The sequence below is a fragment of the Catenibacterium sp. UBA627 genome (assembly GCF_002299355.1).
GTDB lineage: Bacteria > Bacillota_I > Bacilli_A > Erysipelotrichales > Coprobacillaceae > Catenibacterium > Catenibacterium mitsuoka.
The window spans coordinates 1-9719 of record NZ_DBPF01000072.1 but is presented as its reverse complement, the minus strand read 5'-3'; the positions used below and the strand labels follow the sequence as shown (position 1 = coordinate 9719).

Annotated in this window: 12 protein-coding genes and 1 tRNA gene; 3 read left to right on the top strand and 10 right to left on the bottom strand. The window is 34.1% G+C overall.

The genetic code is table 11. The annotated features are described in order from the left end of the window. The 9 genes from B2S90_RS04850 to B2S90_RS04810 all read right to left on the bottom strand — a co-directional run. Positions 1-402: threonine ammonia-lyase (locus B2S90_RS04850; RefSeq protein ID WP_286696623.1), on the bottom strand; the 402-nt coding region annotated here is incomplete at its 3' end. A 110-nt stretch (positions 403-512) separates the two neighbouring features. Beyond that, a complete protein-coding gene (gene ilvA / locus B2S90_RS04845) occupies positions 513-1715 on the bottom strand; it encodes a threonine ammonia-lyase (protein WP_278780280.1) in 1203 nt (400 codons plus the stop codon). A gap of 103 nt (positions 1716-1818) precedes the next feature. Continuing rightward, the gene (locus B2S90_RS04840; protein WP_055233223.1) at positions 1819-1998 is read right to left on the bottom strand and encodes a DUF4250 domain-containing protein; all 180 of its coding nucleotides are present in this window, start codon (positions 1996-1998) and stop codon (positions 1819-1821) included. Further along, positions 1991-2809 carry a Cof-type HAD-IIB family hydrolase gene (locus B2S90_RS04835; RefSeq protein ID WP_055233224.1) on the bottom strand — a complete coding sequence of 273 codons (819 nt, stop codon included), beginning with the start codon at positions 2807-2809 and terminating at the stop codon, positions 1991-1993. The genes B2S90_RS04840 and B2S90_RS04835 overlap by 8 nt, the downstream gene beginning before the upstream one ends. Next, positions 2799-3227, bottom strand: a complete 429-nt coding sequence (locus tag B2S90_RS04830) for a YaiI/YqxD family protein (RefSeq protein ID WP_055233225.1) — start codon at positions 3225-3227, stop codon at positions 2799-2801. Before B2S90_RS04830 ends, B2S90_RS04835 begins: the two co-directional genes overlap by 11 nt. After that, positions 3224-3793, bottom strand: a complete 570-nt coding sequence (locus B2S90_RS04825; RefSeq protein ID WP_215656883.1) for a rhomboid family intramembrane serine protease — start codon at positions 3791-3793, stop codon at positions 3224-3226. The genes B2S90_RS04830 and B2S90_RS04825 overlap by 4 nt, the downstream gene beginning before the upstream one ends. Next, positions 3790-4566 (bottom strand): DUF5011 domain-containing protein, encoded by a 777-nt coding sequence (locus tag B2S90_RS04820; protein WP_286696622.1) that lies wholly within the window; start codon positions 4564-4566, stop codon positions 3790-3792. Before B2S90_RS04820 ends, B2S90_RS04825 begins: the two co-directional genes overlap by 4 nt. 117 nt (positions 4567-4683) lie before the next feature. Next, complete coding sequence (ispF, locus tag B2S90_RS04815) at positions 4684-5163, bottom strand: 2-C-methyl-D-erythritol 2,4-cyclodiphosphate synthase (RefSeq protein ID WP_055233228.1); 480 nt, start codon at positions 5161-5163, stop codon at positions 4684-4686. Between the two features lie 57 nt (positions 5164-5220). Continuing rightward, on the bottom strand, positions 5221-6822 hold the full coding sequence (locus B2S90_RS04810; protein ID WP_055233229.1) for a CTP synthase: 1602 nt from the start codon (positions 6820-6822) through the stop codon (positions 5221-5223). 156 nt (positions 6823-6978) lie between these two features. Between B2S90_RS04810 and B2S90_RS04805 the strand changes: the two genes are divergently transcribed. Together B2S90_RS04805 and B2S90_RS04800 are read left to right on the top strand one after the other, a co-directional pair. Beyond that, positions 6979-7674: a response regulator transcription factor gene (locus tag B2S90_RS04805; protein ID WP_022424738.1), complete on the top strand. Its 696-nt coding sequence runs from the start codon at positions 6979-6981 to the stop codon at positions 7672-7674. Beyond that, positions 7671-8795 (top strand): sensor histidine kinase, encoded by a 1125-nt coding sequence (locus B2S90_RS04800; RefSeq protein ID WP_055233230.1) that lies wholly within the window; start codon positions 7671-7673, stop codon positions 8793-8795. The genes B2S90_RS04805 and B2S90_RS04800 overlap by 4 nt, the downstream gene beginning before the upstream one ends. 37 nt (positions 8796-8832) lie before the next feature. Here B2S90_RS04800 and B2S90_RS04795 read toward each other — a convergent pair whose 3' ends face one another. Beyond that, on the bottom strand, positions 8833-9417 hold the full coding sequence (locus tag B2S90_RS04795; protein ID WP_055233231.1) for an MBL fold metallo-hydrolase: 585 nt from the start codon (positions 9415-9417) through the stop codon (positions 8833-8835). Between the two features lie 217 nt (positions 9418-9634). Here B2S90_RS04795 and B2S90_RS04790 point away from each other — a divergent pair. Beyond that, positions 9635-9707 (top strand) — tRNA-Val (locus B2S90_RS04790). Positions 9708-9719 lie beyond the last annotated feature (12 nt).

The following is a 9719-nucleotide window of genomic DNA, read 5'->3' as shown; positions in this document are numbered from 1 at the left end:
TAATTCTACTGCCTTATTATATGCATCATCATAGACTTCACCATGAAGAACTACTTCAGCACCTAATGCCTTAGTAGCATCTACTTTAATAAGTGGAGTATGGGCAGGCATAACAATTGTAGCCTTAACACCTAACTGCTGGGCGGCATAAGCCACACCCTGTGCATGGTTTCCAGCACTTGAGGCAATAAGTCCTCGAGACTTGGATTCATCATCCATCTTCATGATTTTATTATAAGCACCTCTAATTTTAAATGCGCCTGTTCTCTGTAAGTTTTCTGGTTTGATATAAACAGTATTTCTACTTTCTTTAGAAAAAGCTGGGCTATAAATCAAAGGTGTAGGAAGAATGACTTCATTCACTCTCTTCTTTGCCTCTTCAAAATTCTTTAGTTCTAACACTTAAATCCCCCTCTCAAAAATCTGTTTTTCACATTATAGCACCATTATTATTCTATTAAAACTAAATATTTGCTTAATTTTATAAAAAAGGAATAGCCGATTGCTATTCCTTAGTTGATACGCTGTATTTCAAATCCATTCTTTTTAAATGTTTCAATAATAGATACAATATGCGCTTCACCATTTGTTTCACATGTCACTCTTAATTCTACTTCAGAGAATCTTGCGAAATTCTTGAACTGGTTGTGATCTGCAGTCACAACGTTCGCATTACATTCATTAAGAATATGAGCCACCTTCTCTAACTGACCTGGACTATCTGGAAGCTGTAATGAGAATGAAAAGATTCTTCCTCTTTCAATAAGTCCCTTATTGATCATAGAAGAGATAGAAAGTACATCGATGTTACCACCAGAGATGAGTGAGACAACCTTCTTATTCTTTTCATTGAGTTTCTTTAATGCAGCAAGTGAAAGAATACCTGAGTTTTCAGCTACAAGCTTATGTTTTTCTACTAATACTAAGAATGCATCCATTAACTCATAATCACTGACTGTGATAATACCATCTACATATTGTTTAATATATTCAAAAGGTGTTTTACCAATTGTCTTAACAGCTGTACCATCCGCAATAGTCACTGCTTCATTTAAGGAAACGATACGATCTTCATTAATGGCAGCAAGGGCGCTGGCAGCTCCTTCTGGTTCTACACCGATGATCTTAACTGTTGGTTTAATAAGTTTTGCGGCACAGGCAATACCTGAAATCAATCCTCCTCCACCAACTGGTACAAGAATAATATCTGTATCTGGTAATTCTTTAAGGATTTCTAAGGCAATGGTTCCCTGACCTTCAATGACATCTTCATCATCAAATGGATGTACAAATGTATATCCATGTTCCTTCTGCAATTCAACTGCTTTATTATATGCATCATCATAGACTTCACCATGAAGTACAACATCAGCACCTAATGCCTTAGTAGCATCTACTTTAATAAGTGGAGTATGGGCAGGCATAACGATTGTAGCTTTAACACCTAGCTGCTGTGCGGCATAAGCTACACCCTGAGCATGGTTTCCTGCACTTGAGGCAATAAGTCCTCTAGACTTAGATTCATCATCCATCTTCATGATCTTATTATAAGCACCTCTAATCTTAAATGCGCCAGTTCTCTGTAAGTTTTCTGGTTTTATATAAACCATATTTCTACACTCTTTAGAGAACGCTGGACTATAGATCAAAGGTGTTGGAATGATCACTTCGTCTACTCTCTTTTTTGCTTCTTCAAAATCTTTTAGCTCTAACATTTTTCATTTTTCCTCCATATATTTATATTTTTAACGTTATCGCGTTATTTTTGTTCTAAATAAGACAAATTTTAAGCAAAATAATAAGAGTGCTTATACACTCTTATTTGAACTGATTTGATTTGTATGTGTAATGGTAACCAATAGCTTCCATCTTATCCACGACGTCCTGCATAGGAATATGATAGTCATAGCATAAATCTGCAAGATCTTCATATTGATCTCTCAGTTTCATATTTAACCAGCTAAGTAACATCACTGGATCTTTAGGCATTTCACTCATCTCTTAATTCCTCCTCTAGTTTCTTCAACATATAAGCAATACCATCTTCATCATTTGATAAAGTGACAACATCGGCTCTTTCTTTCACTTCATCTACTGCATTGGCCATAGCGACACCACAGCCTGCATATTCAATGAGTGATAAGTCATTGAATCCATCACCAAAGGCAATCACTTCTTCTTTTGTAAGATGAAGCATCTTTACTAGCTTATCTAAAGAAGCTGCTTTATCGATATTTGGTGCCATAACTTCAATAAAGAATGGTGCAGAACGATAAATACTTAAGCCTGGGAATGCACTCTTATAGTCTTCTAATACAGAAGCCACATGTTCGGGATCACCTGTACATAATACTTTATTAATAGGATCTCTTAAAATTGATTTAAAAGATTCAGCCTTTTTAATTTCGATATCGTTAATATGTCCTTCTATATTCACATACTGATCATCTACATCTTCAGTATAAACAGCATCATCATAATATGTCATAATCGCAAGATTATGTTTCTTTGCTTCATCATATGCTTTTTTAGCCTGTTCAACAGTCAAACGCTGTTCAAACATAGTCTGTCTTGTTTTCGCATCCATTACCTTAGCACCATTGAATGATAATAAGTAACCTTCATACTTTTCTAATTCAAGTGCGGCTGCTTCATGTCTTAAACCAGGTGTTGGTCTACCTGATGCAAGTACAATTGTTGCACCTAACTGCTGTGCTTTAATAAGTGTCTTACGTGTTTCGTCAGTAATTTTATTTTCTGAATTCTTTAATGTACCATCTAAATCTAATGCAATTAACTTATATTTCATTTGATATAATCCCTTCTATTGTTTTTAAAAATCTCTCTCTTGTTTCTTGTGTACGTTTCTTTGGTCCTTTGACAAGTTGATGCTTACGCATCTTTCCATTGATATAGCGCGTCATTAAAAGAGAGTCTATATTATTAGAATCAATAATAAACCCTGAAGGATGAACAACAATCGCACCTTTTGTAAGAAGCATACCTGCTTCACCATAATCCTGTGTGATCACTAGATCACCCTTCTTCACATCTTTTAAAATAGCATAATCCACACTATCATTTCCCTGATCACACATAATAACTGATTCATAATCAAAGAAATGATTCATATCACAATACACTATCATCTTTATATCATATTTATCACACAAAAAAGCGATTTTTTCAATATCTGGTGTTGCATCTCCATCAATTAGTATTCTCATATCACTTTTAAGAGATACATAATATACATAGTGAGGTATCCACCAACTAATCCACCTACATGTCCTGTCTTAGAAATACGAGAATTCATAAGAGTAAAGGCAAGGTTAATCGCAATACAAGGTAAATAGCCTCTTAATAAATCAAAGAAAGCACCACCTTTAAATAAACCTAGTCCAATAATAGCTCCTAAAAAGCCATAGAATAAACCACTTGCACCAATTGTGATAGAGTTATCCACACTAGAATCTCTAAAAGAATAGTAATAAGTAGCCAATGAACTCATTACAATAGAAACTAAGACAAGTATTAAATAACGTACTGGACCTAGTATTGTTTCAAACAAACGTCCTAAATAGAAAATACAGTACATATTCATAAATAAATGAAGAAATTCTGTATGAATAAAGGCAGATGTAATAAATCGCCAATATTCTCCTCTATTTTTTACATAAGGTGTATATAAAGCACCTAAATGCATTGCTTCTGAAGTTTTATTATCCTTAGAAAAATAATTAATATAGACAAAAACTGCTATACATATCGCCATAAAGATATATGTGATCATTCAATAACCTCCACTACTCTTGTAACCTTAGCCATATTCTTAGAACTATCAGTGACTGTATATGTTAGAGTATAACGTCCTACAGTATTAGTCTGTACTTTACCTGTGACAACAATTTTATTTGTTAAATCACCATCTTCATTATCATAGGCTATAACACCTTCTCTTGCATTAAAGTTATCACCTAAATGAATGACTTTATCTTCTGGCCCTTTAATCACAGGAACAACCAACTCATTGGCTACAATCACTTTAATACGCATTGGAAAAGATGTATTACCTTGTTCATCTCTTACTACAACACGTTCAATATATGTACCTACTTTTTCATATGTTTTCTCTTTCACAAGTTCTTCACTATTTTCTTTCTTTAAGAAATAGATTTGTGTTAAAGACGCATCATTGACTTCAGCGACTGTATTTTTTGCATATAGCGGCTGATTAGGATTTACATAATAAACAAGCTTTTTAAGTTTTACTGTTGGTTTTTTTGTATCTACAATCTTAATCTTAAAATCATAGTCACGTCCTGCATATTCAATACTTGCATTATAGTTACCTACTTTATTCAAATTCACACGGTTTAAGTTTAAAGTAAGTGATTTTTTTATTCTATCTGGACAGATAACATAATCCTCTATATTCTGTGATACTTCCTGTCCTAATTCATAAGTAAATACTGTCTGTTTCAATTCAAAAGTTGCCATAGTCACAATCTTATAAATAGAAAATAATTCAAGGAAAATAAATAATAGTAAAATGACAGTAATCAATTTGTTCCTCCATTTCACTAGTATCACCTCTTTCGTTTCTCCATTATACTATAAAAGATATCTGATTGACAAAAAAGATGATGCGAAACATCACCTTGTTTAAAAATTACATAACTATTACACATTTTCAAGTAAACAGACTGCCTGAGAAACGATTCCTTCTCCTCTTCCTACAAAACCAAGCTTTTCACCACGAGTGGCTTTCACATTAATCTGTGTCACATCACAATGAAGTGCTTTCGCAATATTATGTCTCATTGCAGATATATGAGGTGCCATCTTTGGCTGTTCTGTCATAATAATCGCATCCACATTACCAATCTTATAACCTTTTTCATTCATCAGCTTATATGTTTCTTCTAACAAAATCATTGAAGAAATACCTTTGTAGCGATCATCTGTATCAGGGAAATGTTTACCAATATCTCCTTCACCTAATGCCCCAATGATTGATTCAATAATCGCATGTAGAAGAACATCGGCATCACTATGTCCCTTCAACCCTTTTTCATAAGGAATTTCTACACCACCTAGAATAAGCTTTCTTCCTTCTACTAATTGATGAATATCTATTGACTGTCCTATACGCATAACCATACCTCCATGCCTTTTATTGTAACACAAAAGGCATGAGGTTACCCTCATGCCAATGTATTAATTGTATTTCTTTTTATGTGCTGCATCTATAAGTCCCTGGAATAGAGGATGTGCTCTATTTGGTCTAGAATTGAATTCTGGATGGAACTGACATGCAACAAAATATGGATGGTTAGGCACTTCAACGATTTCTACTAAATCTCTCTTTGGATTACGTCCAGAGATAACAAGTCCTGCATCTTCTAACATCTGACGATATGTATTATTGAATTCATATCTATGTCTATGTCTTTCCTGGATAAGATCCTTTCCATATAACTTATGCGCAATTGTACCTTCTTTTAATTCACAAGTGTAGTTACCAAGTCTCTGAGTACCACCCATGTTTTCTAAAGACTGATCGTGCATTAATGAAATTAATGGAGTCATACAGTTCTTATCGAATTCTAATGAGTTAACATCATCAAGTTTACATACATTTCTTGCATATTCAATAGAAGCACACTGCATACCTAAGCAGATTCCCAAGAATGGAATATCATGTTCTCTTGCATACTGGATAGCAACAATCATACCTTCAACACCTCTGTTACCAAATCCACCTGGTACTAAGATACCATCAGCATCTGCAAGCTTAGAAGCGATATTTTCCTTAGTTACTTCTTCAGAGTTAACCCAGTCAATTTCAACTTCACTATTTGCATAATAACCTGCATGTTTTAATGCTTCATTGACTGATAAGTAAGCATCTGGGAATTCACAGTACTTACCAACCATCTTGATTTTAACTGTATCCTTTAAGTTCTTAACTCTTTCAACTAATTCACGCCATTCAGTGAAATCAGCTTCAGGAGCTTCAATTCTTAAATGATCAAGTACAACATCATCCATATGCTGATCTAATAATTCTACTGGTAATTCATAAAGAACATCTACATCATAGTTAGAGATGATAGCTTCCTTAGGAACATTACAGAATAAAGAAATCTTGTCCTTTAATTCATCAGAAATAGTATGTTCACTACGACATACGATAATATCTGGCTGGATACCATATCCTAATAATTCCTTAACACTATGCTGTGTTGGTTTAGTCTTTACTTCATGGCTGGCACCAATATATGGAAGTAAAGTTGTATGTATATAAAGAGTATTCTTGTAGCCTCTATCGAGTCTTACCTGTCTAATTGCTTCAATAAATGGTAATGATTCGATATCTCCTACAGTACCACCGATTTCTGTAATAACGATATCTGCCTGAGAAGATTCTTCTGCAGCATAAATCTTGTCCTTAATCGCATTTGTGATATGAGGAACAACCTGCACTGTTGCGCCTAAATAATCCCCTCTTCTTTCTTTAGAGATTACATCGCTATATACTCTACCAGTTGTCACTGAAGAGTTTTTGTTTAAGTCTTCATCAATAAAACGTTCATAATGACCTAAGTCCAAGTCTGTTTCTGCACCATCAGCTGTCACATAAACTTCACCATGCTGATAAGGAGACATAGTTCCTGGATCCACATTGATATAAGGATCAAGTTTCTGCATGAATACTTTTAATCCTCTTTGTTTTAATATTCTACCTAAAGATGCAGCTGTTAAACCTTTTCCTAGACCTGATACGACACCACCTGTGACAAATATGAATTTTGCCATTCTCTTCACCTCTTTCTCTATATTAAACAAAAAAAGACACCTACGGAAGACCCGTTTGTGCCCTTTACAACTATAGCAAATTCCCCCGTCGCATGCAATTCTTTTCTTTATTTTATTAATCAATTATATTATGATATGGCTTGGGAGGATAAACATATGGAAACACCTCGTATATTAGTTATTGATGATGAAAAAGAAATTTGTGATCTTATTGAAATTTATTTAAGTCAAGAAGGTTATCATGTTGAAAAGCGTTATAATGCCTATACATTATTACGTGATCTTGAAAAGTTCAAGATTGACCTTGTAATTCTAGATATGATGATGCCTGGGGTAGATGGTTTACAGGCATTAGAGATGATCAGAGAAAAGTACAACATCCCAGTTATCTTTGTATCAGCTAAGACAGCGGATCAGGATAAGATTGAAGGATTATTAAAGGGTGCTGATGATTATATCGCAAAACCTTTTAATGCAATGGAATTAGTGGCACGTGTTAAGTCACAATTAAGACGTTATCAGGTATATAGTAAGCCTATTGGTGTAGATAATTCTATTATTCAGGCCAACGACCTTCTTATTGATACAAATAAGAAGATGGTTTCTGTAGATAATCGTCCAGTAGCTGTGACTAAGATTGAATATGAAATCTTAGTATTACTTGCCTCACATCCTGGTACAGTATTCTCTACTGAAGATATCTATACAAAAATATGGCATGAAGAAGCAACACATGCCAACAATACCATCATGGTACATATTAGAAAACTAAGAGAAAAGATTGAAAGACAGCCACGTACGCCAAGACATATTATTACTGTCTGGGGCATTGGTTATAAGTTCGAATTATGATGCAGAAACTAAGAAAGCTGTTTATTTCTTCTTTTAAATGGCGTTTGTTGATTAATATTACATTAAGTTATCTTGTCGCATTTCTTATTTATTCTATTCTAGGAATTGTATTCGATAGAATTATTCCTATTGCGGTACCTAATGAAATGCGTTATGCATTATGTTATGCGATTTCTTTTATTGTCTTTGTAGAAATCTTCTTTAAACTGATTGATTTTACAATTGAATATATTAGAAAGCTGAGACGTTCTATCCAGCAGGTAACAAGTGGTAATTATGGTGTACAGTGTGAAGTAGAATATGATGATGAATTAGGTTCTCTTGCTGCAAACATCAATGTCTTATCAAAAACATTGCTTGCGAAAGAAAAAGAAAGTGAAAAGCTAAAAGAAAAAGAAAGAGCTGCATTAGATATAGAACGTAATGCAGAAAGACAAAAGAATGAATTAATCACAAACGTAGCCCATGACTTGAGAACACCTCTTACAACTATTGTAGGATATCTTGAGTTGATTAAAGATGATACAGCTTTATCTAAAGAAGATGTACATAAGTATTCTGGCATTGCGTATGAGAAATCAATACGTCTACAGGAAATGATGGATGACCTCTTTGAATTCACTAAACTTGATAATGCAGATATCAAGTTGAATAAGAGTATGATTAATCTATCTGGATTAATCATGCAGATGACAGACGAGTTCTATCCTTCATTTAAAGACTGTAATATTACACCAATAGTAGATCTACCTGAAGAGAATATCTATGTTCAGGGAGATGGTCAGTTATTAGCCCGTGTATTTGATAATCTTATTTCTAATGCACTCAAGTATGGCTATCATAACACCGATTTAAAGATAGAAGTATCCGGTGATGAGAAATATGCAACTGTTAAAGTCATCAATCATGGTGATACTATTGCACCAGAGGATATCCCACTTCTATTTAATAAATTTTTTCGTACAGACTCATCACGAAACTCTAAAACAGGTGGTACTGGCTTAGGACTAGCAATCACTAAGAATATAGTAGACCTTCATCATGGTGATATTTCTGTTACAAGTGATGATCAAATTACAACATTCATCGTCAAATTCAACAGATATTTCGATCAGAACTAAGATAAAAGACCACATCAAGTGGTCTTTTCATTTTGGACTATAATTTCAACCTTTCACCTGGCTTTATATATAAAGCATGAGGTGACTTAAAGCTTTTCGCAATATCTTCATCATATAATTGAGTAGGTGAAGTATGAATAGGAATAAAATAACGAGAATCAATCACATGTGCACAACGACTCGCTTCCTGTGCACTCATATTATAAATACCATCTACTGGTAATAATGCATAATCTAAATCATTGAAGCTTTCCATTTCAGGATAATAGTTTGTATCTCCTGCACCATATAATGTAATACCATCTACAGTCATAATAAAACCAACACATTCTTCTCTTGTATGATTCTTATTTTCTGCAGGTGTTCCTTCAATCATTACTTTCTTGATCTTCTTAATAGGATATTCACCATCCACAAATAAATCTCCATGTCTTAAAATCACACCATCATCTTTTAATGTGACAAGATCAACCTGATTATGATCACTATGTTCATGCGTTACAATCACAATATCTGCAGGCATCTCATAACCTTCACCTGCATAAGGATCAACATAAATCACTACACCCTCATTAGACACAATGCGATAACTTCCATGTCCTTGATACAATAATTCTGCCATTTTTTATATCTCCTTTATCACTTATTCAATTATAACTTTTCTTATTGCACAGTGCGATAGAATGGCAAAAAATAAAAAAATTAAATTTAGTTAAAAAAATTGTAAAAACCTGTTGACGAATCGCATAACACTTGGTATATTATATGAGCGTGCTTGGTTGGGATATGGCACTAACACTTAAGCATCGGTCTAATGGCCGGTATATCCCAAGAATATTGGAGGTTTAGCTCAGTTGGGAGAGCATCTGCCTTACAAGCAGGAGGGCACAGGTTCGAGCCCTGTATCCTCCATCGTTCGGGACT

Coding starts and splice junctions, on each gene's coding strand:
- B2S90_RS04840 (WP_055233223.1), bottom strand. CDS start 1,998: ATGAGTGAAATGCCTAAAGATCCAGTGATGTTACTTAGCTGGTTAAAT.
- B2S90_RS04810 (WP_055233229.1), bottom strand. CDS start 6,822: ATGGCAAAATTCATATTTGTCACAGGTGGTGTCGTATCAGGTCTAGGA.
- ilvA (WP_278780280.1), bottom strand. CDS start 1,715: ATGTTAGAGCTAAAAGATTTTGAAGAAGCAAAAAAGAGAGTAGACGAA.
- B2S90_RS04805 (WP_022424738.1), top strand. CDS start 6,979: ATGGAAACACCTCGTATATTAGTTATTGATGATGAAAAAGAAATTTGT.
- B2S90_RS04800 (WP_055233230.1), top strand. CDS start 7,671: ATGATGCAGAAACTAAGAAAGCTGTTTATTTCTTCTTTTAAATGGCGT.
- B2S90_RS04830 (WP_055233225.1), bottom strand. CDS start 3,227: ATGAGAATACTAATTGATGGAGATGCAACACCAGATATTGAAAAAATC.
- B2S90_RS04795 (WP_055233231.1), bottom strand. CDS start 9,417: ATGGCAGAATTATTGTATCAAGGACATGGAAGTTATCGCATTGTGTCT.
- ispF (WP_055233228.1), bottom strand. CDS start 5,163: ATGGTTATGCGTATAGGACAGTCAATAGATATTCATCAATTAGTAGAA.
- B2S90_RS04825 (WP_215656883.1), bottom strand. CDS start 3,793: ATGATCACATATATCTTTATGGCGATATGTATAGCAGTTTTTGTCTAT.
- B2S90_RS04835 (WP_055233224.1), bottom strand. CDS start 2,809: ATGAAATATAAGTTAATTGCATTAGATTTAGATGGTACATTAAAGAAT.